This window comes from Peribacillus sp. SRI_006 (assembly GCF_057586375.1).
Window position 1 is genome coordinate 115,989 of sequence record NZ_JBYCZT010000007.1, and the last position, 25,226, is coordinate 141,214.

22 protein-coding genes and 1 pseudogene are annotated in these 25,226 nt (G+C 41.4%); 15 read left to right on the top strand and 8 right to left on the bottom strand.

The genetic code is table 11. From position 1 onward, the window contains the following. The first annotated feature begins 65 nt into the window (after positions 1-65). The 4 genes from hpaE to AC2YHV_RS11905 all read left to right on the top strand — a co-directional run bounded on the left by hpaE (position 66) and on the right by AC2YHV_RS11905 (position 5,045). The gene (hpaE, locus tag AC2YHV_RS11890) at positions 66-1,580 is read left to right on the top strand and encodes a 5-carboxymethyl-2-hydroxymuconate semialdehyde dehydrogenase (protein ID WP_487373251.1); all 1,515 of its coding nucleotides are present in this window, start codon (positions 66-68) and stop codon (positions 1,578-1,580) included. A gap of 31 nt (positions 1,581-1,611) precedes the next feature. After that, positions 1,612-2,595 (top strand): 3,4-dihydroxyphenylacetate 2,3-dioxygenase, encoded by a 984-nt coding sequence (hpaD, locus tag AC2YHV_RS11895; RefSeq protein ID WP_134782127.1) that lies wholly within the window; start codon positions 1,612-1,614, stop codon positions 2,593-2,595. A 542-nt stretch (positions 2,596-3,137) separates the two neighbouring features. Beyond that, positions 3,138-3,476, top strand: coding sequence for a DUF485 domain-containing protein (locus AC2YHV_RS11900; protein ID WP_063575763.1), 339 nt, complete (start codon positions 3,138-3,140; stop codon positions 3,474-3,476). 3 nt (positions 3,477-3,479) lie between these two features. After that, positions 3,480-5,045: a solute symporter family protein gene (locus tag AC2YHV_RS11905; protein ID WP_487373252.1), complete on the top strand. Its 1,566-nt coding sequence runs from the start codon at positions 3,480-3,482 to the stop codon at positions 5,043-5,045. A 163-nt stretch (positions 5,046-5,208) separates the two neighbouring features. On the opposite strand, the gene AC2YHV_RS11910 is transcribed toward AC2YHV_RS11905, so the two are convergent. Beyond that, positions 5,209-6,096 carry a LysR family transcriptional regulator gene (locus AC2YHV_RS11910; protein WP_487373253.1) on the bottom strand — a complete coding sequence of 296 codons (888 nt, stop codon included), beginning with the start codon at positions 6,094-6,096 and terminating at the stop codon, positions 5,209-5,211. Positions 6,097-6,259: 163 nt separating this feature from the next. Here AC2YHV_RS11910 and hpaB point away from each other — a divergent pair, with 163 nt between their 5' ends. Next, positions 6,260-7,732 carry a 4-hydroxyphenylacetate 3-monooxygenase, oxygenase component gene (gene hpaB / locus AC2YHV_RS11915; protein WP_096337579.1) on the top strand — a complete coding sequence of 491 codons (1,473 nt, stop codon included), beginning with the start codon at positions 6,260-6,262 and terminating at the stop codon, positions 7,730-7,732. 186 nt (positions 7,733-7,918) lie between these two features. Here hpaB and AC2YHV_RS11920 read toward each other — a convergent pair. From AC2YHV_RS11920 to AC2YHV_RS11935, 4 genes and pseudogenes are all read right to left on the bottom strand, one after another. Continuing rightward, positions 7,919-9,009: pseudogene (locus AC2YHV_RS11920) on the bottom strand (transposase). A 289-nt stretch (positions 9,010-9,298) separates the two neighbouring features. After that, on the bottom strand, positions 9,299-9,685 hold the full coding sequence (locus AC2YHV_RS11925) for a 5-carboxymethyl-2-hydroxymuconate Delta-isomerase (protein WP_487373254.1): 387 nt from the start codon (positions 9,683-9,685) through the stop codon (positions 9,299-9,301). A 17-nt stretch (positions 9,686-9,702) separates the two neighbouring features. Then, positions 9,703-10,491, bottom strand: coding sequence for a fumarylacetoacetate hydrolase family protein (locus tag AC2YHV_RS11930; protein ID WP_249597601.1), 789 nt, complete (start codon positions 10,489-10,491; stop codon positions 9,703-9,705). Next, entirely contained in the window at positions 10,488-11,276 is a 789-nt protein-coding gene (locus AC2YHV_RS11935) for a fumarylacetoacetate hydrolase family protein (RefSeq protein WP_063575767.1), read from the bottom strand. Before AC2YHV_RS11935 ends, AC2YHV_RS11930 begins: the two co-directional genes overlap by 4 nt. A gap of 507 nt (positions 11,277-11,783) precedes the next feature. Between AC2YHV_RS11935 and asnS the strand changes: the two genes are divergently transcribed. The 4 genes from asnS (at position 11,784) to AC2YHV_RS11955 (ending at position 15,101) form a co-directional block, all read left to right on the top strand. Beyond that, positions 11,784-13,076 carry an asparagine--tRNA ligase gene (gene asnS / locus AC2YHV_RS11940; RefSeq protein ID WP_034307905.1) on the top strand — a complete coding sequence of 431 codons (1,293 nt, stop codon included), beginning with the start codon at positions 11,784-11,786 and terminating at the stop codon, positions 13,074-13,076. 114 nt (positions 13,077-13,190) lie between these two features. Beyond that, positions 13,191-13,886 carry a DnaD domain-containing protein gene (locus AC2YHV_RS11945; RefSeq protein ID WP_053535560.1) on the top strand — a complete coding sequence of 232 codons (696 nt, stop codon included), beginning with the start codon at positions 13,191-13,193 and terminating at the stop codon, positions 13,884-13,886. A 22-nt stretch (positions 13,887-13,908) separates the two neighbouring features. After that, positions 13,909-14,565 carry an endonuclease III gene (gene nth / locus AC2YHV_RS11950; RefSeq protein WP_057277814.1) on the top strand — a complete coding sequence of 219 codons (657 nt, stop codon included), beginning with the start codon at positions 13,909-13,911 and terminating at the stop codon, positions 14,563-14,565. Then, complete coding sequence (locus AC2YHV_RS11955; RefSeq protein WP_487373331.1) at positions 14,565-15,101, top strand: YpoC family protein; 537 nt, start codon at positions 14,565-14,567, stop codon at positions 15,099-15,101. The genes nth and AC2YHV_RS11955 overlap by 1 nt, the downstream gene beginning before the upstream one ends. Positions 15,102-15,141: 40 nt before the next feature. Here the strand turns inward: AC2YHV_RS11955 and AC2YHV_RS11960 are convergent, their stop codons facing one another. After that, a complete protein-coding gene (locus tag AC2YHV_RS11960; RefSeq protein WP_487373255.1) occupies positions 15,142-17,907 on the bottom strand; it encodes a PBP1A family penicillin-binding protein in 2,766 nt (921 codons plus the stop codon). Positions 17,908-17,934: 27 nt separating this feature from the next. Further along, entirely contained in the window at positions 17,935-18,546 is a 612-nt protein-coding gene (gene recU / locus AC2YHV_RS11965) for a Holliday junction resolvase RecU (RefSeq protein WP_487373256.1), read from the bottom strand. Between the two features lie 144 nt (positions 18,547-18,690). On the opposite strand from recU, the gene AC2YHV_RS11970 reads away from it, so the two are divergent. The 4 genes from AC2YHV_RS11970 (at position 18,691) to AC2YHV_RS11985 (ending at position 21,386) form a co-directional block, all read left to right on the top strand. Beyond that, positions 18,691-19,638, top strand: a complete 948-nt coding sequence (locus tag AC2YHV_RS11970) for a DUF2515 family protein (protein ID WP_487373257.1) — start codon at positions 18,691-18,693, stop codon at positions 19,636-19,638. Between the two features lie 355 nt (positions 19,639-19,993). Further along, positions 19,994-20,269 carry a hypothetical protein gene (locus tag AC2YHV_RS11975; RefSeq protein WP_048688368.1) on the top strand — a complete coding sequence of 92 codons (276 nt, stop codon included), beginning with the start codon at positions 19,994-19,996 and terminating at the stop codon, positions 20,267-20,269. Positions 20,270-20,338: 69 nt separating this feature from the next. Beyond that, positions 20,339-20,707: a YppE family protein gene (locus AC2YHV_RS11980; protein ID WP_487373258.1), complete on the top strand. Its 369-nt coding sequence runs from the start codon at positions 20,339-20,341 to the stop codon at positions 20,705-20,707. A gap of 76 nt (positions 20,708-20,783) precedes the next feature. Then, positions 20,784-21,386: a YppG family protein gene (locus tag AC2YHV_RS11985; protein ID WP_487373259.1), complete on the top strand. Its 603-nt coding sequence runs from the start codon at positions 20,784-20,786 to the stop codon at positions 21,384-21,386. A gap of 69 nt (positions 21,387-21,455) precedes the next feature. Here the strand turns inward: AC2YHV_RS11985 and AC2YHV_RS11990 are convergent, their stop codons facing one another. Beyond that, entirely contained in the window at positions 21,456-21,908 is a 453-nt protein-coding gene (locus AC2YHV_RS11990) for an Hsp20/alpha crystallin family protein (RefSeq protein WP_487373260.1), read from the bottom strand. Between the two features lie 141 nt (positions 21,909-22,049). Here AC2YHV_RS11990 and AC2YHV_RS11995 point away from each other — a divergent pair, with 141 nt between their 5' ends. Together AC2YHV_RS11995 and AC2YHV_RS12000 are read left to right on the top strand one after the other, a co-directional pair. Continuing rightward, the gene (locus AC2YHV_RS11995; protein WP_487373261.1) at positions 22,050-22,811 is read left to right on the top strand and encodes an alpha/beta fold hydrolase; all 762 of its coding nucleotides are present in this window, start codon (positions 22,050-22,052) and stop codon (positions 22,809-22,811) included. 123 nt (positions 22,812-22,934) lie between these two features. After that, a complete protein-coding gene (locus AC2YHV_RS12000; RefSeq protein WP_264638946.1) occupies positions 22,935-25,211 on the top strand; it encodes a DEAD/DEAH box helicase in 2,277 nt (758 codons plus the stop codon). Positions 25,212-25,226 lie beyond the last annotated feature (15 nt).

Here is a 25,226-nt window from a genome sequence, read left to right on the forward strand (position 1 = left end):
AAGATTGCACAAATCCAAATGATTTTTGTCATCTTCCCGAATTAATTTTTAAAGGAGGATTTATCATGCAAACTTTTCCCGTGCAGGATGTGAAGCATTACGTCAATGGTCAATTTGTGGATGGTATCTCAGGAAAAACATTTGAAAATCTAAGCCCTTTTAATAATCAAGCAATCAATAATGTGGCAGAAGGCTTTAAAGAGGATATTGATCAAGCGGTCGCCGCCGCAAGAGCTGCATTCGATAATGGCCCATGGAGAACGATGAAAGTGGAAGAAAGATTGAAGTACATGAATAGGATTGCTGATCTAATTGAAGAAAATGCCGAAGAAATCTCCTTTTTGGAATCACTGGATACAGGGTTGCCGATTAGCCAGACAAAAAAACAAGCGGCAAGGGGAGCGGAGAATTTCCGTTTTTATTCTGAAATGGTGAAAAGCAGGCTGATAGGAGAGTCATATCAAGTGGATGACACTTTCATCAATTATACGATTCATAAACCGATAGGAGTGGCAGGATTAATCACTCCTTGGAATGCACCTTTCATGTTAGAAACCTGGAAGATCGCCCCGGCCCTGGCTACAGGTAATACATGTGTCCTTAAACCAGCGGAGTGGTCTCCATTGACTGCCAATAAATTAGCTCAAATCATTGATCAATCCGGTCTGCCAAAAGGCGTATTCAATATTGTTCACGGTTTTGGGGAGACAGCGGGGGCGTCCTTGGTTGCCCATCCTGAAGTCCAATTGATATCCTTTACCGGAGAAACGACAACCGGCGCTGAAATCATTAAAAATGGTGCAGATACAATGAAACGTTTTTCCATGGAACTCGGTGGTAAATCACCAGCAGTCATTTTTGAAGATGCCGATTTAGAAAAGGCCCTGGATTCAGTGGTATGGGGAATCTATTCGTTCAATGGGGAGCGCTGCACAGCCAATTCCAGATTATTTGTCCATGAATCGATAATAGACCAGTTCGTGGCAGGATTGAAGGAACGTGTTCATAATATCAAGATTGGAAACCCAATGGATCCAGACACGGAAATCGGACCGCTGATCCATCGTAACCATTTTAATAATGTCTCCCGATATCTGGATATAGCAAAAGATGAAGGGGCGGAAATTGTAAGCGGAGCCATACCAAGTGCATTCAAGGAAGGGAATTATATTGCCCCGACGCTTCTTTTGAACTGTACAAATGATATGACGGTGGCACAAGAAGAGATTTTTGGACCTGTCATGGCAGTAATTCCTTTCAAGACTGAAGAGGAAGTACTGAGAATGGCTAATGATGTAAAGTATGGGCTAGCTGCATATGTATGGACCAATGATATGAAACGTGGACATAGGTTTGCTCAAGCTGTCGATAGTGGGATGGTCTGGGTGAATTCCCAAAACGTTAGGGATTTGCGGATTCCTTTTGGAGGGTCGAAATATAGTGGGGTAGGACGTGAAGGCGGCCATTATAGCTTTGAATTCTATACGGAAACACAAGTTATCCACGTGGCAATTGGAGAACATCACATTCCGAAATTTGGCGACGTAAAACAAAATGCCGTTTCTTCTGCTGAAAACTAATCCGGGTTTCATTAAAGAAGGGGAGAATACTATGAATTTTTCTATTATTCGTGTTGCGAGAACGATACTTAATGTAACAGATTTAGATAAATCAAGAGCCTTTTATGTGGATGCTTTAGGTTTTATTGAAACGGAAAGAACGAATGACCACATATATTTACGTGGTTTAGAGGAAGCGCATCATCATTCGCTTATCTTGCAAAAGGCAGAAAAGCCAAGCGTTGAGGCAATAGGATACAAGGTTGAAAAAGAGGAAGACCTTGAAGGGTTGGAATCTTTCTTCCTATCCAAGGGAATGAAAATGAAGTGGATGCAGGAAGGAACACAGCATGCACTAGGCAAGTCACTGCGAGTTCAGGATATTTCAGGATTGCCAGTGGAGTTTTTTTACAAAATGGATAAAGCCGAGAGATTGCTGCAACGATATGATATGCATAGGGGTTCGAGGGTCCAAAGAATCGATCATGTGAATTGTTGTGTGCCAAATGTGCAAAAAGCCTCTGACTTTTATATGAAAGAATTAGGTTTTGCCTGCTCGGAAGATACTGTGGATGAGTCGGGCAAATTATGGGCAACGTGGCTACATAGAAAGCAAACGGTCCATGACCAGGCATTCATGAACGGTATCGGTCCAAGACTTCATCATGTAGGCTTCTTTCTGCCTGACCCGCTTGCACTTATCCATGCCTGTGATGTACTGGCATCACTTGGATATGCACAGTCCATCGAACGCGGACCCGGACGGCATGGCCTATCCAATGCATTCTTCCTATATTTAAGAGATCCGGATGGTCACAGGATCGAATTATACAATGGGGATTACTTAACATCTGACCCGGATACCGAACCGATTCATTGGGATTTGAATGATCCAAGACGCCAGACATTCTGGGGAGCCCAAGCTCCGGATTCATGGTTTGATGAGGCATCTTCTGTGCTTGATATAATATCAGGAGAAGAAGTTCCTCTTAAAGAACCGATCCTGGCAAAAAGTAAGCCTGAATTCATCATCTAAAAAGAAGCGGGATTTAGGATGAAAGATGGGAAATTCAGCAAAAATACATGGACTCTCATAGTCTTTTCAATAGGGCGCCTGTGCAAATGGTGAAAAGTTGATGGAAGACTGCTGGATAAGGAATGGCCCATCAAATAATGGACGGATCCTTTCAAGGGAGTTGGCATTTACATTTCAATGATTCTCTTCCCTTGAAAGGAAAGAAGATTCATATCAAATGGAAAAGTGAATGTATCAAGAAGTCGAAACAGATGAAGGATAGGCGAACCAAGACTATTGTGAAAGTGCAAACCTTTTAAAAGATATGGTCTGGGACAGGGCAGCAGTGGGAGCTTACTGCTGCCCTATTTGTAAGTTTCATCGGTTTCACAAAAGGAGTATGGAAAGCTTAGGGAATGGGCTTCAGACCCTCTTTGGGCAGATGAGGTTGTAGGTATTCTGGGATGGAGGGGGATCTGTGCCATTGAAGAATGCGGCTGACATTGGAGGAATACTACCAGGACCGTCCTTGTAAAAATAAATATCAGAAGAGGTGTGTAGAGATGGTTCGGCTGGAAAAAAACCTTGATGAATCGGAACAAACCAATCTAGTGGATTATGAAAAGATTGTTGCCTCGAAAGAGTTTCAGAATATGCTTTCCGACAAAAAGAAGTTCGTCATCCCTTTTACGATTTTCTTTATGGGATATTCCTTGCTTTTGCCCTTCTTAGTTTTTTACACAGATATCCTGGATCACCCTTTCATCGGGGACATAACCTGGGCGTGGGCGTACGGTGTCTCCATTACGGTTATGTCTGTATGGGTTTGCAGTATATATGTAAGGAAATCTGAAAGAATCGATGAACAAATAAAAGAAATCATCGAGAAAGAAGGGCTTTGAAACATGAATTGGACAGTTATCATTCTCTTTGCGCTAATGTCGATAGGTACGCTTTTCATCACGTATTTCGCTTCCAAAAAAACTAAAACGGCAGGCTCCTTTTATACGGCTGGGGGCGGGTTGACCGCTAGGCAAAATGGACTTGCATTGGCCGGGGATTTTATGTCGGCTTCCACGTTTTTAGGGTTGATAGGGGCATTTTCCTTAACGGGATATGATGGATTTTTCCTGATGTATGGAGCACTTGTTTCATTTCTTGTCGTGTTATTCCTAGTGGCTGAGCCATTAAGGAACTTAGGGAAATACACATTGGCTGATATGGTGACTACAAGGTTTAAATATAAAAAGGTCCGGGGAGTGACCGCTTTTAATACCCTGGTGATATCAGTCATGTACATGCTGGGGCAACTTGTTGCTGCAGGCGCTTTATTTAAATTGCTTTTAGACATCCCGTATAATACCTCTGTCATCATCGTAGGTATTGTAATGCTGGTATTTGTTCTATTCGGGGGAATGACGGCGACGAGCTGGGTGCAGATCATTAAAGCCATCCTGCTGATAGGCGGAGTGTTTATATTATTCATGATCGTCATGTGGAAGTTGAATTTTAGTTTCATCGGAATTTTCACGGATATGAAAACAGCGACACCGATGGGTGCAGATTACCTGAAGGCAGGAATTAAGTATGCCAGTGGGTGGGATGCAGCATCCTTGTCACTGGGCCTGATTCTGGGAACGGCAGGTCTGCCTCACATTTTAATACGTTTTTTGACTGTCCCGAATGCACGAGTGGCAAGAAAGTCGGTTGTTTGGGTGATGTGGATTATGGGTGCATTTCATATCATGGTCATTTTTCTCGGATTCGGTGCTGCTAAGTTGGTCGGAACATCGAATATCATGGCCGCTAATCCAGCAGGTAACATGGCTGCACCTTTATTGGCCCAACTTGTGGGCGGGGACATCTTATTCGCATTTATTGCGGCCGTTTCCTTCGCAACGATACTCGCAGTAGTTGCAGGAATCGTTTTAACTGGTGCTACGGCATTTTCACATGATTTTTATAATGAAATATTAAAAGATGGAAAAGCGACGGAAAAACAGCAAATGACGATGGCTAGATGGGCTTCTATTGGTGTGACTGCACTTGCGATTGTTTTATCATTAGGTCTGCAGGAATTCAATGTAGCGTTTCTGGCATCTATCGCCTTTACATTGGCCGCCAGTTCGAATTTGCCAGTAATCCTTCTTACGATCTATTGGAAAAAATTCAATAAAACTGGAGCGATAGTCGGTATGATGACAGGTCTTTTTGGAACACTTTTGCTCGTGGCCCTCAGTCCAAATGTCTGGAACCCGGTCCCCGGAGCATCCATAATGACAGGTGAACCGATTTTCCCTTTGAATTCACCAGGAATCGTTTCCATTCCGCTTGGATTCATCGCCTGCTATTTAGGTGCCTTGATCGGTAATCGCAGGACCGGTCCGAAAACGGTTGCAAAAGACAATTATAATGAAATCCTGGTAAAGTCCAATACCGGTCATGATGTTAAGGGGGTTTTGCGACATTAAATGATGTAAAGGCATGCCTATTAATAAAGCGCAGGTCAACGCACTTGTGAATGGATTTGAAAAAGCAGCCATCAAATGATAGGTTGCTTTTTTCTTTTCAATGGATAAAGAAATTCGAACAAATACCAAAGATTACTACAAAGAGGTACAGGTGCACTAATATTCAAGGATAACTAGGCATTCCTTCAGAAAATGTTTCTAGGAATTTGACGGCTCCTTTGGAAAGATAGCGTTCTTCGAGCCAAATAAGGGCGGCTTCCGATTGTACTTCACAATCTATCAATTCGACTATTTTTATCCCCTGGGTTGAAAACGATTTGGACGTGGTACGTGGCATGATGGTAGCGCCTACTCCTTCCTTTACTAAAGATAAGATCATGGCAGCATCAGGACATTCACATACAATCGTAGGGTCAAATCCATGTCTTAAGCATTCATCCACTATCAGTTCGTATGTACCTTGACCGCTAACCCTATGCAGCAATAAGAGGGGATATTCCTTAATTTGTTTGAATTCGATCGGGTCTGGGATATCCCAATCTTTTGGGGTGACAAGCACAAAATCTTCCGGCGGAAGGTTAATCGATGAGTATTGCTTACCGTTAATAGGAAGCCTTACAATGGCCAACTCGATTTCCCTGTTTATTAAGCCTTCTGTCAAACGGAACGTATCACCTTCCATTAACTTGAAGCGTATGTCAGGGTATTTTACTCTAAAGGCCTTCATTCTTTGCGGAATGTAAGAAAAGCAAGTTTTTACTGACCCTATGGAAAGAGTGCCCTTTACCCCTTTACTGACTTCCTTCACTTCCAGTAGTGATTCTTCGAACTGGTTTAATAGAGCTTCGGCTTTTTTATATAGGACCTTGCCAGTTTCAGTGAGTTCAAGTTTCTTCCCATTCCGATCGAAAAGTTTTTCACCGATTTCCATTTCCATTAATTTAAGTTGCTGGCTAAGGGGCGGTTGAGCCATATGTAATTTTTTTGCGGCTTTGGTTACTTGTTCTTCCTGAACGATCGTCACAAAATACTTTAACTGCCGGATGTCCATTATATACACCTCATACATATGATTTACATATACACATTGAATTTTTTAAGTATTATATATATATCATAACACATGGTATATTTTGTTATAGGAATTAATTCAATTTTTGGAATTTATTTAATTGTAAGCGCTTCATAACTTTGGTGCTAAGGGGGATGTAAGCATGCCGGCTAAAACAGGTAAAGAATATATCGATAGGGTAGACAAAGCAAAGGCGAATGTATGGATCAATGGAGAGCAAGTAAAAAATAAGATCAGTCAACACCCAGCTTTTAAAGGGGTCATGAAATCACAGGCCGAATTATATGATTTGCAGCATGATTCCGCGAAAACTGACATCATGACTTATATTTCACCAACTTCAAACGAAAGAGTAGGGACCTCATTCATGCAGCCGCGGACTAAGGAAGACCTTGAAAAAAGGAGGAAAATGATTCAAGAATGGGCAAGGCATAATAATGGAATGATGGGACGTTCCCCTGACTATATCAACAGTGGGATGATGGCGTACGGTTCTGCAGCTGATATGTTCGGCACTCAGGATTCGGCATTTGCTAAAAATATGAAAGATTATTATGAGCTCTGCAGGGAAAAGGATTTGTCGTTGACACATACCCTGATTCAACCCCAGGTTAATAGGGGAGTTAGTGCCGCAAAGCTTCCGGACCCTTACATCGCTGCACGGATTGCTGGCAAGAATTCAGAAGGGCTTATTATAAAGGGAGCTAGATTATTAGCTACACAAGGAGGAATAACGGATGAAATCATGGTATTCCCTTCAACATTGCTTAAACAATCGGAAGAAGAAAACCCTTATGCATTTGCATTCTCCATACCAAATAATACACCAGGGTTGAAATTCATCTGTCGTGAATCATTCGACTATGGCAAATCACATTTTGACCATCCTCTTGGTTCAAGATTTGAGGAAATGGATACGATTATCGTTTTTGATGATGTAGTTGTTCCTTGGAATCGGGTATTTGCATATGGGGATGTCGGCATTTGCAACCAGGCTTATAATGAAAGCAATGCGGTTGTTCATATGACCCATCAGGTGGTAGCGAAGAATATCGCCAAAACCGAGTTCATTCTGGGGATTCTGCAACTAATGGTGGAAACCATCAATATCGGGCAATACCAGCATGTTCAGGAAAAAATCTCGGAAGTCATCATAGCGCTTGAAACGGTAAAGGCTTTCATAACAGCTTCGGAGGCAAACGCGAAAGTGGATAAGTGGGGCATGATGACACCCGATTTCACACCGTTAAACATTGCCCGTAATTATTATCCGAAGATTTACCCTAGATTCAGTGAAATAATGCAGCTTCTTGGAGCTAGTGGCTTAATGGCGATACCAAATGAAGCCGATTTCAATTCGGAGCTTCGACCGGATTTGGATAAATATCTTCAAGCTGCGAATGGTGGAGCCTATGACAGGGTTAAATTGTATCGTCTCGCATGGGATGTATGCATGAGTTCATTTGGATCCAGGCAAACCCTGTACGAAAGATTCTTTTTTGGGGATCCGGTCCGTATGGCTAGCGCTTTATATAACGGCTATGATAAACAGGAATATGTGGACCGTGTCAAGGAGTTCTTGAACCGTACTGAAAACCTTGCAGAAATCAACTGAGCCCGGTAGCATTGGCAAAACATATTAATTTAAAGGCCTTCCCGATGATGTGGAAGGCCTTTAAATATGAAATATTGCAGTTTGTAGACAAAAGGGGTTCGGAATTAAAAAATTCTGAACCCCTTTTGAAATTCCCTTTGAATTTTCGCCTAAAGTTAAGAGATTGCGGCTCTACGAGCCCACATGTTAGGCCATTTTTGGACCTCGCCATGTCCAATTGGCCATCTTCTTTAAATTAATGGAAGCGAAAGTAAGCATCGCCTGCATTGACAATTTTTTAAGTCCCCTTAAAGTAGTCCAACGCATACGATGCTTCTCTTTGGCATCTGCGAATACACGCTCAATCGTTTATTTACGTTTTGCATATATAGGTTTTACATCTTGATGATGACGCAGATGATCTACTGCTTCTTCCACATGTATTTGCCAGATATGCCGTGTCACCACTTTTTGACAGTCTTTGCTTTCTGTTCACCGAGATAAAAATGAGCATGTTGTACAAATTTGTTTTGGCGATTTGTACTCGTGATAGCCCTCTTTATTTGTTGTTGAGTACTTTAAAGTTTCGCCCGAAGGGCAAAGGTAACAATCAAAATGTTCATCGTATACATAGTCCTGTTTGCGGAAAAATCCTTCTTTGGTGCGAGGACGTGTATAAGGTAAAGCCGGTATGATTTCTTTGTTAAATAGGTAACTTGTAATCGCTGGTGTTTTATAAGCTGCATCTGCGGCAACGGCTTCCGGTTTCTTCTTGAAGACGTCCTTGATACGCTCGTGTTTCTTTACGAACGATTTTCTTTTCAAATTTCCGTTTATTCGCACTGGCTTTCACATGTGTGGAATCCACGAAAACGTGTTCAGCACTTATTAACTTTTTATTAGCAGCTGTCATTAAAATGCGATAGAAAATCTGTTCAAACAGGTATGTATCTTTAAAGCGTCGCTCATAATTTTTCCCGAACGTGGAGTAGGAGGTACTTTATCATGGAAACCATAGCCTAAGAACCAACGGTAAGCCATATTGGTTTCAACTTCTTCAATCGTTTTACGCATGGAACGAATACCGAAGGTATATTGAATGAAAGTCAGTTTAACTAAAATAACTGGATCAATACTTGGGCGTCCTAACTCTGAATACATATCTTTCACCAAGTCATAAATGAAAGTGAAGTCAATGGCAGCCTCCATTTTCGAACCAAATGGTTCGGTGACACCAGTTGATCTAAAGTAATCATTTCAAGTTGATCTCGCTGAATAGAATCATGTTTAGAAAGCATCCTCATCACCTCAAGTTTTAATACTTCTATTTTAAAACAAAAATGACTCCAGGCAAAAGTGTTCTATCTAAAAGGTAAGACAAAGTTGATTGGAACGGAAGGTACGAGACTCCTGCGGGAAAAGCGCGTCTAGGGGAGACCCCGCAGGCGAAAGCCGAGGAGGCTCCCCGACCGCCCGCGGAAAGCGAGTGCCTGGAGTGGAAATCAACGTCCAAATTGTACAAGCCATAAAAATAGACAAACTCGATTTTCATCGAGTTTGTCTACAGTCTGAAATATGAAATATTGTTCATTTATTATATCGATTATGGATATTATTCTTTTTATATGTGCCAAAATCACTGAATTCCGTAAGTTCCATGGAGAGGGCAAGATATCTTTTTGAAAAGAGGGATGCCAAATGGGACTCCATCGTTTCGAAAAGGTGGTCACATACTTTTGTTTTATCACTGTCCTGGCGTCCAGCGCCAATTTTTAGTATGGCATGAACAAAAGCATCATCCTCTGAACCATCGGCAACACGATAATGCTTCAATTCAATGGCCCGGGATCGAATCCCGCCAATGGGAAAGATGGAGGGATAGGATATCAGTACATCATTCACCTTTCTTAATAAGCCGTCAATCTGGATTTCATCTTTGATATTATCCGTATATTCAATAATTATATGAGGCATATGATCAGTCCCTTCCATTATTTGTGGATATTCAGATGAGGCCGATCCCCGATTTCAGTAAATACATCGTCCCCGACTATTGTGCTAACGAGTTTTCCGATACCTTCAATTTCAGTGATGATTTCATCGCCTACAGCAGTATCCGCCAAGCCTTCAGGTGTGCCTGTCAATATGATATCGTTTGGACTCAATGTCATGAAGCTGCTGAAATATTCAATTAAATCAGCAATGCCGAAAATCATGTCTTTCGTGTTGCCTTGCTGAGTCAATTTTCCGTTGACGTAAGTTTTGATGGCAAGATTCGAAGGATCTGGAATATCTTCGGCATCGACGAGCCAGGGACCAATGGGGGTGCAGGTATCGCGATTTTTGACCTTTAAATTTGGCCGGTAGTAGTTCTCCAGATAATCCCGTATTGCATAATCATTTGCAATCGTATATCCACTTACATAATTAAAGGCTTCTTCCTTTTTTATGTTCTTCGCCTTTTTACCGATAACCACTGCCAGTTCACATTCATAATGCATATAAGCTGCATCAGCAGGCCGCCTTGTCTGTCCCCGGTGGCCGATGAATGTATTGGGACCTTTTAAGAATGCAAGGGGTTCTTCCGGGGCTTTAAAAGCTAGCTCCTTCGCATGGTCTGCATAATTCAAGCCAAGCGCGAAGACAGTTCGTGGTTCCACAGGGGGAAGCCAGACAACGTCCTGCTCATTGACAAGCCGGCCATCCGCCAATTGGAGCTGGCCATGATATTCACTTGCTGGATGTATGGCACCTGCATAGGCTACACGTGCTCTCTTCATAAAATCCCCTCCAGTGATAATTTTTCCTCGGAAATGATCGTATTTTCCAAATAACCGATTTCGTCTATTTCTATCCTGACCTGATCATTGGCTTTGGCCAGCGGTGCATTCTCAGGAACTCCAACTAGAAGGACGTCACCCGTACTCAAGGTCATGAAGTCCGTTACATCCTCAATAAGCCGGGGGATGGAGCGAATTAGATTTGAAGTTGAATTTTCTTGCCTTAGCTCTCCATTAATATATACACGAAGTCCTAAAGAATCGGGGTTGGAGATGGATTCCTTGGATACGACCCATGGACCGATCGGGCAAAATCCATCACGGGCTTTATGGCGGATAGCAGGACGGAAAACGCTTTCATGAGGAATGCTAATATCATTGGCGATCGTAAAACCTTCTATATAATCCGAGGCATGTTCTTTCTTGACTCTTGTCGCCGTTTTACTGATCACTATTCCAAGTGCGGCTCCGATTTCCAATTCAGGTATGCCGGTTGGAAGGGGAACTGGATTTGAATAAGAAGAAAACGTGTTTCTAGGTTTAATATAGAGGATCGGCCCTTTAGGAGGTTCATTATAAGGCGGATGGTCGATCTTTCCCTTCATTGCTTCCAATGATCCTTTATAGTTTAATAATGTTCCATATACCGTTCCGGAAATAGGGTTATCCAACTTGATTCGTGATACCTCATACTTAACACCGTTCATTAATATATAGCGGTTCGACAGTATTTCCACTTCTTCTGAGTAATCTGACTTTTGGAGTTTAACTCTTGCTTTTGCCATGGCACTCACCCCTTGATTTTTTAATTAATCATATATGATATCGTATATGATTTTTTGTTTAAGTTCAACATATTTAGATTATTCAGTATAATTAGACAAAAAATGTTAGAAAAAAGCTGGGTTTCAACAGAAAAGTGCCTGGAACATTTAGTTAGTATGAAGCTAGGAGTTCAAATTGAAAGATTATGAATGGGGGATATTCCGATTATGAATGGTAAAGAGTATTTGATTACCATTGGTTGATTGGATTCAATCCTATGTTCAATATTAGAAATGTTGGCCTATACATGTACCGAGATGATTTTACTGTAATAAGAGCATGGGCATTAGTGAAAAGTAATTTACCATGAAACAATCTGGCGAATACGCGACAAAAACATAATAAGAATGATATAAAAGGCATGGAACCTCCGCTTCAATTGATTTATTTGCTTGTAAGCAGGGCTATGGGTATAATAAGTAGAGTAAATTCATTAGTAAGTTAAGTTATTTTTGGAGGTAAATTCCGTGAAAATTACAATAAAAGATGCTAGCAAATTCGTCGATCAAGAAGTAACCATTGGAGGCTGGCTTGCCAGCAAACGTTCCAGTGGGAAAATTGCTTTCCTTCAAATACGTGATGGCTCTGGTTTTATTCAAGGGGTGGTCGTGAAAGCTGAAGTGGGAGAAGAGATTTTCGCTCGTGCGAAATCGGTTTCGCAAGAGTCATCCTTGTATGTAACTGGTGTCATTCAAAAGGATGAACGCTCGCCGTTCGGTTTTGAATTACAGGTGAAAGATATTGAAATCATTCATGAATCATTGGATTATCCCATTACACCTAAAGCGCATGGTCCTGAATTTTTAATGGATAACCGCCATTTGTGGCTGCGTTCAAAACGGCAGCATGCAGTCATGAAAATCCGGAACGAAATAATCCGTGCTACATATGAATTCTTTAATGAAGAAGGCTTCGTTAAAGTGGATCCCCCAATTTTAACGGGAAGCGCACCAGAGGGAACAAGTGAATTGTTCGCGACTAAATACTTTGATGAGGATGCATACCTTTCACAAAGTGGTCAACTCTATATGGAAGCAGCTGCCATGGCACTTGGGAAGGTATTTTCCTTTGGCCCAACCTTCAGGGCAGAAAAATCCAAAACAAGACGACACTTAATCGAGTTCTGGATGATTGAACCTGAAATGGCTTTCATCGAATTTAAAGAAAACCTGGAGGTACAGGAGAAATTCGTTTCTTCCATCATCCAATCGGTATTGAAAAACTGTGAGCTTGAGTTGAATACACTGGGCCGTGATACATCGAAGCTTGAACAAATCCAAGCTCCTTTCCCGCGCATTACATATGATGAAGCCATTAAGTTCCTTCATGAACAAGGATTTGATGATATTCAATGGGGGGATGATTTTGGAGCTCCGCATGAAACTGCGATAGCGGAAAGTTATGATAAGCCCGTTTTCATAACTCATTACCCAACCAAAATCAAGCCTTTCTATATGCAGCCAGATCCTGACAGGGAAGAAGTTGTTCTTTGTGCCGATTTGATCGCTCCGGAAGGATATGGAGAAATAATTGGCGGTTCAGAACGGATTCATGATCAGGGATTGCTTGAACAGAGAATCAATGAGCATGGCTTGAGCGAAGATGCTTACAAATGGTATATGGAATTAAGAAAATATGGCTCTGTGCCGCATTCAGGCTTCGGTTTGGGATTGGAACGCACCGTAGCATGGATCAGTGGAGTCGAGCATGTCCGTGAAACCATCCCGTTCCCACGTCTATTAAATCGATTATATCCTTGATTACGTTATGAAGCGGTTATCTTGCCAATTGGCAGATAACCGTTTTTTGTTAAAATTATAAACTTATTCGATGAGCCGTATTCATGTTATACTAAACCAGAGGTGTCCAAAAACATGAATAAAGAACATTTATATGCGTGGTTTAAGGAAGGAACGATAACGATTCCATCCTTTTTGTTGACTAACTATAGTGCAATGGGACTGAATGAACAAGAAATGGTCCTATTATTACAATTGCAAAGCTTCATCGATAAAGGTAATCATTTCCCTGCACCCTCCCAACTTTCTGACCGAATGACATTGCAGGAAACGGAATGTCTATTCATGATCCAGCGTTTGGTCCAAAGGGGATTTGTTGAAATGGTGGTTGAGGGGAGCCAAGAAATCGGACAGGAAAAATATTCGTTGTCTCCACTGTATGAAAAAATGATGGACTGTTTCTTGAAAACTTTGAAACAGGCAGAGTCTGCAGAAATCCAAAAAGCGGGGGAGAGCCTTTATACGATTTTTGAACAGGAGTTCGGCCGCCCTTTATCTCCCTTTGAATGTGAGACATTGGCAATGTGGATGGAGGATGACCATCAACCTGAAATCATTAAGTCAGCTCTGAGGGAGTCTGTCATTTCCGGAAAATTGAATTTCCGATACATTGATCGAATTTTATTCGAGTGGAAAAAGAATGGAATTAAAACCTTGGAACAGGCAAGGGAGCAAGGACAAAAATTTAGAGTTCATCAAAAGAGGGACCGAAAGACGGAAACTGCACAACCATTGAAAGATGTGCCTTTCTATAACTGGCTCGAGCAGTAATGTAAATTGAAGGAGAACCGATATGTTGAATAAAGCTCAAATTCGATATTGTCTGGATACGATGGGTGAAATGTTTCCAGATGCCCATTGTGAGCTGAATCACTCCAATCCATTTGAATTGGTGGTTGCTGTTGCCCTGTCAGCTCAGTGTACGGATGTATTAGTCAATAAAGTGACGAAGGATTTATTTCAGAAATATAAAACGCCTGAGGATTACATAAGCGTTCCGATTGAAGAGTTGGAAAATGACATTCGCTCAATCGGTTTGTTTCGTAACAAGGCTAAGAATATACAAAAGCTGTCGCGCATGCTGATCGAAGAATACGGTAAGGAAGTTCCGAGAGATCGTGATGAGCTTGTTAAATTGCCTGGCGTTGGCAGAAAGACGGCGAATGTAGTCGTTTCCGTTGCTTTTGATGTGCCGGCGATCGCTGTGGATACCCATGTAGAGCGTGTTTCCAAGCGCCTGGGATTATGCCGTTGGAAGGATAGTGTCCTCGACGTTGAAAAAACGCTGATGGCTAAGATACCAAAGGATGAGTGGTCCGTTACGCATCACCGCCTGATATTCTTTGGACGCTATCATTGCAAGGCCCAGTCACCAAGATGTGAAACCTGCCCGCTTCTCGATTTATGCCGTGAAGGAAAAAAAAGAATGAAAAGGAAAGAAGCCAATTGATGCAGTCCATATCATTAAAAGTCCCTGAAGAATTGGCCCATCATTTGTTTTTTCCTGAAAAGGAAACCATCTTGGAAAAAGAACGATATGCAGGTTGGAGTGAAACGATACCATTCGAGGCTTTCCCGTATGAGTTACTTTATTATAATAATGTAGAAGCCTATGCTCCCTGGACGAAGGGGGCAATGCATGTAAAGGAACTGCTGGAGAGTTGGAAGGGAATTGATTCGGAATGCAGATTGCTATATTCTGAGCGAAAAGCGGGACAGACCTTGGGACTCATGAAGCAGGGGATCGGTTTATTTTTAACCGCAGTCTTCTGGATGCATGGGCAGCCAGTGGCATTGAATGATATCCGGTGCCAAATACAATCCTTTAACAATATTCCGGTGAACATGGATGAAAGGCTTTCTTTCATCCTTGCCAGACCCGCTTTTTTTCATTCTTATAGACAGCTCAGTGAGTTGTTCCGAGAATTTGAAAAACAATATGTAAAGTTCATGATCAAAAGTAAGAACAGCCAAAAAAACGTCTAAGCCAAAAGCTTAGACGTTTTTTTAGAATCTTCATATATATTTATTCTGTATCTTGGTTTGGATCTGGGTCCGGATTAGGATCGGGATCAGGGGTCTCGACTGGTTTTTCCTCTTCTACCGTTCCAGGGTCAGTGGTATCATCCCCGCCCTCGACATCCTCTCCATTATTGCCATTTCCGTCATCCGTGTTGTTGCCATTTCCATTACCATTATTACCATTGTTGCCATTGTTGCCATTGCCATTATTGTCGTTATTGCCATTATTACCGTTATTGCCATTATTGTCGTTTTTATCGTTATTGCCATTTTCGCCATTGTTATTTTTGTCTTCGTCTTGTTTATCCTCTTCGCCTTCAGCAGGAGTTTCTTGTTCCGGATTTTCACCTTCGGCAGGATCTTCAATCTTCTCGTCCTCAGTATCCTCAGGGACTACCGCTTCAGCAGGTATTTTGACAGATGTACTCGCAGGATCACTTTGTTGGTTATCCACTAGAGCTACCACTGAGAAAGTATATTTACTTCCAGGGGTTGGATTAGGGATCGTTAAACTAGTATCCTTCGATTTTTTCAATACGCTCTGTGCTCCGCCGTCCACGGACATCTTAACCTCAAATTGGGTATTCCCATTACCTTTAGGATATGACCATGATAAATTGATTTCATTGCTTTCCTGGTTGTAAGAAGCGTTAATGCCAGGAACGTCGATTTTTTCATATTCTGTCGTCACTTGTGTAGGCTCGTGACCTTTAACATAATATTCATAAGTGATTTTACTGCTTGGTGTATATTCATTGGCTTTAACAGCTGGATTCGAACCTTTGATGACTCCAACCTTCACAACACTGTCAGGTTGATCAAAGTCTTTCGTTTCTTTTGATTGGGCCATATGTTCCATTAAATTCTTAAAGATGAATTTAGGGATCCTTTGAGATGATTCACCCAGATATTCCATTTGCTCACCAGATGCATTATCATAACCAGCCCAAACCGCGACTGTATAATTGGTAGTGTAACCTGCCATCCAGCTATCTTTTACACCCGAAGATGGGATGTTGTTCGCTGCACGCTGTTCAGGCGTGAAGTTGGTTGAACCTGTTTTACCGGCTACCGGGAGACTAGGTATATTGGCTAACCTTCCTGTTCCATAAGGTTCTTTCATGACGCTTTTCAACATGTCCGTCACGATGAAAGCTGTTGAATCTTTCATGACCGGCTTTGATTCCGTCTTGTTTTTGATGGTTGTTTTATCACGTAAAACAATCTTTTTCACACTATGCGGTTCATTATAGATACCGTTGTTTCCGAATGAACTGTATGCACCGGCAAGTTCAAGTGTAGAAACATCCTTACCGCCGCCCAATGCTGCCGATTCGGTAATCTCCTTATCAAAAGGAATGCCAAGGTCAGTGGCAAAATCACGTGCCCGGTCCAAGCCGACTGCTTGAAGCGTTTTTAAGGCAGGAATATTTAATGACCGTGCCAATGCTTCCCGAGTCGTTACAGTGCCATAATGTCGTCCGGAAGCATTTTTAAGCGGTGTTCCATTACTGTAAGTGTATTCCTCATCCTTGATTTGGTGGTAGGTGGACCAATTTAAATATTCCACGGCAGGACCGTAATCCAGAATCGGCTTAATGGTCGAACCAGGTGATCGCTTGGCATCCGTTGCATAATTCCAGCCGCGTTTAACCGTCGTATTCCTGCCGCCGCCCACTGCTTTAATTTCACCAGTTTCTGTATCGAGTAATGTGACTCCGGCTTGGAGATCTTTACTTGGATAATTGATGATTTCATCACTGTTCAACATGTTATAAACATATTCTTGGGCATCTTTATCAATGGTCGTCTGGATTTCCAAACCATCGGTAAATACGTTATAGTCACCCATATCTCCGACTTCCTCAATTACCAAATCGATGAATGCATCGTATGCGGTCGTATCGATTTGGCTCTTATCGATTTCTTGAAGTCCTTCTGTTATATCGATGCTTTGTGCATCTTTCATTTCCGTTTCGGTGATATATCCATGTTTATTCATTAAGTGCAAGACAATATCACGGCGTTCTTTCGCACGTTCAGGGTGTTTATACGGGTCATACCTGCTTGGGCTTTGCGGTAATCCTACAAGCATGGCCGCCTCGTTCAATTTCAATTCGCTAAGATCTTTTCCATAATAAGTTTGCGATGCAGTTAAGATCCCGTTGGCGCGGTTTGCAAAGAAAATCTTATTCACATACATTTCGAAAATTTCTTCTTTTGTATATTTTCTTTCAAGCTGAATGGATAGCCACATTTCCTGGACTTTCCTTTTAATGGTCTTATCAGGTGTTAAATAAGAACGCTTGATAACCTGCTGGGTCAATGTACTTGCACCCTCTGAGCCGAATCCGTTTTTGAAGTTAGCTATGACGGCACTGCCCAGACGTAAGAAATCGACCCCGTGGTGTTCATAAAAACGTGAATCTTCCGTTGCCAGGAAAGCTTCTTCGACTAAATCGGGAATATCTTCATAATTTACATAATCCCGGTTTTCCTTTCCGATTTCAGCTAGCAATTTACCATTTTCATCGAGAATCTTGGATGTGACCGGATCTTTCAAAAGCTTTTCGTCAAGTTTTGGAGCGTCGCTTATAAAGTAAGCCATTGCAGCTCCACCGGCAACAAGGCCTATTATTCCGATTGTAACAAGTATAAGGAAAATTCGCTTAAGCATATTGGTTGGCTTTTTAGGACCTGTATTCTGTCCCTTTTTTTGAGTCTGCCCCTGCTTTCGGCGTTCTTCTCTAGTATTATATTTTTCAGCCATTACAGCTAACCTGCCTTTCTAAAAAAACTAAAAATTTTCTGCGATGAGCGAATCTACTACTTTAATATAGTCAATTCTCGGTTGAAAGCCAAGAGTAATCTTTCGTGAACTGCTTTCAACCTCTTGAAGAGTTATAGATTTGCGCCCGCCTTCTTTCATTCTCTTCCAATAAAAACTCAGTTGTTCAGAACTCATTAGATATATATCTTCCATTGCGGAAAACCGGATGATGACAAACGCAATTCCGTCATGCTGAACGATATGTTTCATATGTTCAATTTGATGGTCATGAAAATTCTTCAAAGGGAACGAACTGTTGTTTTTCGTTTCCTTTGCCTCAAAATCAATGTACTTTCCTTTATAAACACCATTGTAATCGGTGGTCGATGCTTGTTTGAAATAAGCCTCTTTAATGACTGCAGCACTTCTTTTCGGATAGTGGACATCGACAATTTGAATGGGTGTCGGTTTTTTATGGATGACGGCAATGCCGTGTGCTAAATAATACTGATTGGTTTCGTTCAAATCGTCTTCCAATGTTTTTCCCCGGTTGCTGTAACTGATTTTTTTTAGTGGGCTTTTCTTTTCTTCCATAGCCTGCGGTACAAACTTTCGTCCATTGGGATAATGAAATGCCACTTTTACCCCTCCTTTTTTTTCACTTTTCTATATTAGCAAAAAAAGAATCCAAAATGTGAATAAAAAGAATTGTTTCTTAGAACGATAGGATTTATGTACAACTATATGTCACAATTCATCGCTATGGAAAGGCTGGACTCATGGATGAGAATGTTAAAGACGGAAAAGCAATTGCTCCATTCCATAAAAGCTCAAACCGCTAAAGGGAATAGGGATAATATATCAAGAACGAAAGCATATGAACAATTTTTTAGAATCCATCCAGAAATACAATGGTCTTTTTTAGCTGGGATGGTTTCTAGGAATGCAGGCTGGAATATGTGTGATCTTGAAGGAATTTGGTTTTCCCATTTGCTTGGCCTTAAATATAGGCATCACTTATTCCTAACGTATGAAGAAGCCAACTGGAGAATATTCCAAGATGCATATCCGCAATTACTTCTCTATCATTATTCGACGAAATATGGACGTCCATTGTTTCACTTATGTCATTATTTTTTTATTACCAAATTCATGAAGAACGAATGGCATTCCTTTTGGAAATATGGAAATCGTGAAAAATTAGTCACTGCGCTTATCATAAATGAACAAAACATCATTGAAGAACCGGTTATTAAAAAGCAATCCTTCGTTTTTCATTCTCTGTTATTTTTCCTGCAGGATTGGATGCATTTTAGCACCGTTTTATTTCCTACTTGCAATGGAGAACTGTATGGATCGTCCGTTGCGCATTTTAGAAATATCGATAAAAGGATTGAATTGGGGAAAAGGTTGGCTGGCCTTTTATTTTCTGAAGATTTATTTCCACTATTTTATGAATTTTCCTGCAGGACTGAACCAACGGGTGCCAGATATGATTATGAACAATATCGAAAAAAGCCTAGATACCATGAAACCCCGATGCTGAGAGGAGTATATCCATTGATTCATCATCAAGCAGGGGAGACAGAGCAATGGGATATGAAAAAAAAGGTTAAAAAAAAATGGTTCAAAGAACCCAAATGGGAAGAAGACCCGCATTTGACGGAATGGTATGATCATAAACAAAAGCAGCTGCACACGGCAGCAATAATCAAAAATTGGATTTTATAATAGGAAACAGGGAAGGCATCGATGAAGCCTTCCCTGTTTATCGTTCAGTATTTATTACTTACGTAGAGGGGCGGTTTTCTCCACTAAGTTTCGGGTTTCCCGTTCCTGCCTCTTTAGTGGGCGGCTTTTGTCGTTTTTCGTTTTTCTGCTGTCTGCTTTCATTCGACTGCATAAAATCACCTCCTGTCTGTATTCTTGTTTAAAACTCCATTCTTCATTCTGCCATTGTTGTCGAAGGGCATAATAAATTAAGTGAATTGCACTTTCTTTGCCGATTAGCTTCTAGTTTTGTCAGTCATGAAGGGCTTTCAGATAAAAAAAAGAATAGTACAGGTAAAGAATGGGAGGGATCAGCATGGTCAATAAAAGTGTCGCAACAGAAGAGATATTAAGGATGATAGCTGAGATCAGTACCAGCCTGGATCGTTTGGAAATTTCATATGGGGAAACTGTAAATACAGTGCGGTGTAAACTATGGGCGGAACAATATACATTAGTTAATGAAGCCCAGGAAGCCATTGAGAAAGCCGAGGATTATTGGGTGAATGCTGAAGGTGTGAACCACTCCTTTTCCATTGTTCCGGAAAAAACAATTATAAAACACAAGGTTTTCACTGAATTGCACGTATAATCCGCAGGAATTTCATTTTATGGAGAACTGGATTATACTAAGGGAAACAAATGTACGGAGGAATATATTGTGCAAAAAGAAAAACTGCAGCTGTTAACAGAACAATTGATTAAATATACGGACCAGGCAGATGATATTTATGAGGGTGTACGCCTGGAAGGAAAGGAAAAGGATTTCTTTTCGGAAGTAAAGCCGTTTGCAGATAAGGTCAGGACCGTATGCATCGAATGGGAAACCGGAATGAAGGAGTGGATGAAAGAAACCGAATTTAGGCATCTTTTCCCCGAGCAAATCGAACAAACCGCCCATAACCTTTCTGATGTGGCCGTTCAGGCATTTTTTCCTAAAACAAGTTATAAGCGATTTAAAAGCCATGTCCAGTCGATCGAATTCATCCTTAATAATGTAAAAACGGAAATCGATCGGATTTTATCATAAAAACACCTACACTTTATCCCTTCTTTTTTCATATATTATCAGAACCATGTAATGAAAAAGAGGAGGGCTTATTGTCATGATGAGATCCGGTTATAACCAAATCTCCCCAAATCAAGGACAGTTTCCTCAATCAATGACGGAAAATTGGGGAGGATACCAACAGCCAATGCCGTATCCTCCGCCAAATAATCATAATCTTGAACAACCATTTATGTATCCATATCATCACCAGGATACAGGGGGCTATATGACGCCATATCATGATCCTTATCAGCAGGCAGCGTATCACCCATTTCAACCAGTCCCGCAGCAGGCGATGCCCGTGGGAGCTTATCCGGGCAACAGTGTTATGCAGCCAATGGCACAAATGCAGCCAATGGCACAAATGCAGCCAATCCAGTCCAATCTTCAGCCGCAAGCTTTTAGTCCGTTCGCAAATCCGTTACAGCCAGCTAAAAGACCTCCGCAAAGTCAGCAGCAGGCTCATAATCCATATCCAAAGCAGCAGTTCATGCAAAAACCCCAGCCATCGGGTTTCAAATCGGTCATGAATCAATTCAAAACACAAGATGGCTCCATGGATATAACGAAGATGATGAACACAGCTGGACAAATGATGAATACAGTTTCCCAAGTATCTTCAATGGTCAAAGGTGTAGGGGGCTTCTTCAAAGCATAGATGGTGAATAAAGAAAAAAGCAGACTTACAAGTGACCAGCCACTTTTTTAAGTCTGCTTTTATTCATGCCTAATGGATTTCAATCCGATTCCCCCTGATTTTGGGTAGGTGAAGAGTGAGGATGCCATCGCGATGTCGAGCGGTCACATTTGCTTCATCAATCGGTTTTGGAAAGGAAATGGTTCTTGATAAAGTACCGGCTGAAACTTCCTTTTGGAACAATCCTTGATTTTTATCCTTTCTATCTCCATGCTTTGCAGATATGGTTACGGCATGGGCCAGTACATCAATTGATATTTGGCTGCGTGGAATTCCGGGCAGGGTGGCAGTTAGGGTATATTCTGAATGCGTTTCGTGAATATCAACCGGAAAGCTGCGTTCTTTCGCCGAGCCGAAGAAATCGTCAAGAGATTTCAGCATGCCTTTAGGAGGCCTTTCGGAAAACAGCCGATCCATTTTGTTAATGAAATGGGAAAAGGGTTCCATTCGATTCCGGTTATTATTTTTTTCAGAAGAGGTCATCACGGTGCTCCTTTCTAAAAAATTCCTTTGCCTATAAGCTATGTGAGGAATGAAGAAATGTGAATGGACTGTTGGGTTTCAGATTCAGGTCCATAGGGAATAACGGTACTGAATGATTAATAAAGGAAATGAGGGATTAATATGACAGATAGCAAGCTTTCCTACATAGATACCGGGAAAGGAAAGGAGACATTGTTGTTTATCCATGGATTTTGCGGAAGCCATGAATATTGGAGTGACATCATTGCTGGATTAAAGGAAGAATACCGGGTTATTGCCGTTGATTTACGGGGACATGGTGCAAGTGAGGAAATAGGGGAGTCATTCTCGATTGAAGATATGGCTGCTGATATTGCGTCATTTTTGGAAGAACAGGAAATCGGACAGGTATATATGTTTGGTCATTCGCTTGGGGGATATATCACCTTGGCATTCGCAGAAAGGTTTCCTGGGAAATTGTCTGGTTTTTCATTGGTACATTCCACCGCTTTCCCGGATGATGAGACTGGAAAGGCGGGGCGTTTAAAATCAGTCGAGAAAATCGAAAGTGAGGGAATCCCTGCTTTCATTGACGGACTTATACCAAAGCTTTTCGCTCATTCCGATGATCCCAATATTGAACATACAAAGGAAATCGGATATAAAACAAGTGAAATTGGTGCGATAGGGTCTTTACATGCCATGAGGAACAGAATGGACAGAAATCATGTTCTCAAAGATACGAAGTTGCCTGTCCTTTTGGTTGCAGGTGAAAAGGATAAGGTGATTCCCGTTGAAAAAACCTTTTCTGTAAAAGGGAGCCATATCAATGAAGTAATACTTAAGGGCAGCGGCCATATGGGAATGTTGGAAGCTCCAGGCAGACTAATTGAAGAAATCATTCGCTTTGTCGAGAAGAATTAAGTGAAAATAATGACCGGGCTGGAAACGAGATGTTGACGTTTCCAGCTTTTTTTTTTGAATAGGAAATAGTTTCCCTTTTGCATAGAACGTTCATTCGGTAGAATAGGAGGATGAGGTGGTTAAATGAAACTGCGAAAAAATTTACTGGAAGTCATAAAGGATCTAAAAACAAATGAAGATTTTAAAGAAAATATAGTACATTGGCAAGTCATTGAAGCAAAAGAGGCAAAACATGTTCCCTTTCCCGAAGCAATGAATGATAAAATCAAGCATGCTCTTGAAATACGGGGGATTAATGGGTTGTATACCCATCAGGCAACTGCATTTGATACTGCTGTCAGCGGCAATAGCCTTGTAGCGGTAACACCTACAGCTTCTGGTAAAACATTATGCTATAACTTGCCGGTCCTTCAAAAAATACTGGAAGATGAAAAAACCAGGGCGCTTTATATTTTTCCGACAAAAGCACTGAGCTATGATCAAAAAAGCGAATTGAATGAAATGATTCATGAAATGGATGCTGAAATAAATAGTTATACATACGATGGGGACACACCTTCAAATATCAGGCAAAAAATCCGCCAGGCCGGACATATCGTGATCACCAATCCTGATATGCTCCATTCAGGAATCCTGCCCCATCATACGAAATGGGTCTCTTTATTTGAAAACTTGAAGTATGTGGTCATCGATGAACTTCATATTTACCGCGGCGTTTTCGGAAGTCATACAGCCAACGTCATTAGAAGGCTAAAAAGGATTTGCAATTTTTATGGAAGCGACCCTGTATTCATCTGTACTTCCGCTACAATCAATAACCCAAAAGAGTTGGCAGAAGAGCTTACGGAAAAACAAATGGTCCTTATCGATAATAACGGAGCCCCGAGTGGGAAAAAGCATTTTGTGTTTTACAATCCCCCAATAGTCAATAAACCGCTGAACATACGCAGGAGTGCGGTTTTGGAAGTCAGGAAGCTGGCAAATGAATTTTTGAAAAATAAAATTCAAACCATCGTTTTTGCGCGAAGCAGGGTTCGTGTGGAAATTCTATTGACATATTTACAGGAGCTTGTATCAAAGCAATTGGGGCCAAAATCAATCAGGGGCTATCGCGGCGGATATCTGCCAACACAGCGTAGGGAAATTGAACAAGGCCTTAGGGATGGTTCCATTTATGGAGTGGTGTCCACAAATGCACTTGAGTTGGGTGTCGATATCGGCCAGCTTCAGGTTTGCATAATGACTGGTTACCCTGGATCCATATCGAGTGCCTGGCAACAGGCGGGACGGGCAGGAAGGAGACATGGTGAAGCATTGATCATCATGGTTGGCAGTTCCAGTGCCCTTGATCAATATATCGTACAGCATCCCGATTATTTCTTTACCAGAAATCCAGAAACGGCAAGAATCAATCCGGATAATCTTTTGATCCTGGTTGATCATGTAAAATGTGCAGCATATGAGCTGCCATTTAAAAAAGGCGATACATTTGGGAAAACAGAGATTATGGACGTTCTTGAATTCCTTACAGAAGAAAGGGTCTTACACTTGAATGGGGACAAATGGCATTGGATGAATGATGCTTTTCCCGCAAGCAATATCAGCCTGCGTTCAGCGGCACAGGAAAATGTCGTGATCATCGACCAAACGAATGCACCGGTTAATCGGGTCATCGGGGAAATGGATACGTTCAGTGCAATGACCCTTCTCCACGATGAAGCCATTTATTTGCACCAGGGAATTCAATTTCAGGTGGAAGAACTTGATTGGGATGAAAAGAAAGCTTATGTACGAGAAGTCAATGTGGACTATTATACGGATGCTAACCTTGCTGTCCAGTTGTCTGTATTGGAAGTCGATAAACAGCGATCTTTCGCTTCCACAGCAGCTGCTTTTGGTGATGTCGCAATCCGGGCAATGCCTACGATCTTCAAGAAAATCAAATTCGAAACTCATGAAAATATTGGTTCAGGACCAATCAGTCTTCCGGAGATGGAGCTGCATACGAGTTCGGCCATGCTTTCCATGGATTCTGATATATTCAATTGGGACGAAAATCGAATAGAACAAGGAATGATAGGAGCCTCCCATGCTCTAAATTACATGATTCCGCTATATGTTATGTGCGATCCGCATGATATCCATGTGTATCCGCAGGTTAAGGCAGCGCATAATGAAAAACCGACCATTTTCATCTATGATAGTTATCCGGGTGGCATAGGGTTAAGTGATAAAGTATATGAAAACTCTGAAGTCATCCTGATGGAAACAATATCAATGATCGAGAATTGCACTTGTGAAAGCGGCTGTCCTTCCTGTATTGGAACGGAATCCGCAACGAAAACAGCCAAGAGTGATGCCAAACAATTATTAGGTCAATTTTGTAAGCAAAAACATTAATAGATTACAGGGATC

Excerpts from the sequence above, each read along its gene's own strand:
- hpaE (WP_487373251.1), top strand. The coding sequence starts at position 66 with ATGCAAACTTTTCCCGTGCAGGATGTGAAGCATTACGTCAATGGTCAA.
- hpaD (WP_134782127.1), top strand. The coding sequence starts at position 1,612 with ATGAATTTTTCTATTATTCGTGTTGCGAGAACGATACTTAATGTAACA.
- AC2YHV_RS11900 (WP_063575763.1), top strand. The coding sequence starts at position 3,138 with ATGGTTCGGCTGGAAAAAAACCTTGATGAATCGGAACAAACCAATCTA.
- AC2YHV_RS11905 (WP_487373252.1), top strand. The coding sequence starts at position 3,480 with ATGAATTGGACAGTTATCATTCTCTTTGCGCTAATGTCGATAGGTACG.
- AC2YHV_RS11910 (WP_487373253.1), bottom strand. The coding sequence starts at position 6,096 with ATGGACATCCGGCAGTTAAAGTATTTTGTGACGATCGTTCAGGAAGAA.
- hpaB (WP_096337579.1), top strand. The coding sequence starts at position 6,260 with ATGCCGGCTAAAACAGGTAAAGAATATATCGATAGGGTAGACAAAGCA.
- AC2YHV_RS11925 (WP_487373254.1), bottom strand. The coding sequence starts at position 9,685 with ATGCCTCATATAATTATTGAATATACGGATAATATCAAAGATGAAATC.
- AC2YHV_RS11930 (WP_249597601.1), bottom strand. The coding sequence starts at position 10,491 with ATGAAGAGAGCACGTGTAGCCTATGCAGGTGCCATACATCCAGCAAGT.
- AC2YHV_RS11935 (WP_063575767.1), bottom strand. The coding sequence starts at position 11,276 with ATGGCAAAAGCAAGAGTTAAACTCCAAAAGTCAGATTACTCAGAAGAA.
- AC2YHV_RS11945 (WP_053535560.1), top strand. The coding sequence starts at position 13,191 with ATGAATAAAGAACATTTATATGCGTGGTTTAAGGAAGGAACGATAACG.
- nth (WP_057277814.1), top strand. The coding sequence starts at position 13,909 with ATGTTGAATAAAGCTCAAATTCGATATTGTCTGGATACGATGGGTGAA.
- AC2YHV_RS11955 (WP_487373331.1), top strand. The coding sequence starts at position 14,565 with ATGCAGTCCATATCATTAAAAGTCCCTGAAGAATTGGCCCATCATTTG.
- AC2YHV_RS11960 (WP_487373255.1), bottom strand. The coding sequence starts at position 17,907 with ATGGCTGAAAAATATAATACTAGAGAAGAACGCCGAAAGCAGGGGCAG.
- AC2YHV_RS11970 (WP_487373257.1), top strand. The coding sequence starts at position 18,691 with ATGAGAATGTTAAAGACGGAAAAGCAATTGCTCCATTCCATAAAAGCT.
- AC2YHV_RS11975 (WP_048688368.1), top strand. The coding sequence starts at position 19,994 with ATGGTCAATAAAAGTGTCGCAACAGAAGAGATATTAAGGATGATAGCT.
- AC2YHV_RS11985 (WP_487373259.1), top strand. The coding sequence starts at position 20,784 with ATGATGAGATCCGGTTATAACCAAATCTCCCCAAATCAAGGACAGTTT.
- AC2YHV_RS11990 (WP_487373260.1), bottom strand. The coding sequence starts at position 21,908 with ATGACCTCTTCTGAAAAAAATAATAACCGGAATCGAATGGAACCCTTT.
- AC2YHV_RS11995 (WP_487373261.1), top strand. The coding sequence starts at position 22,050 with ATGACAGATAGCAAGCTTTCCTACATAGATACCGGGAAAGGAAAGGAG.
- AC2YHV_RS12000 (WP_264638946.1), top strand. The coding sequence starts at position 22,935 with ATGAAACTGCGAAAAAATTTACTGGAAGTCATAAAGGATCTAAAAACA.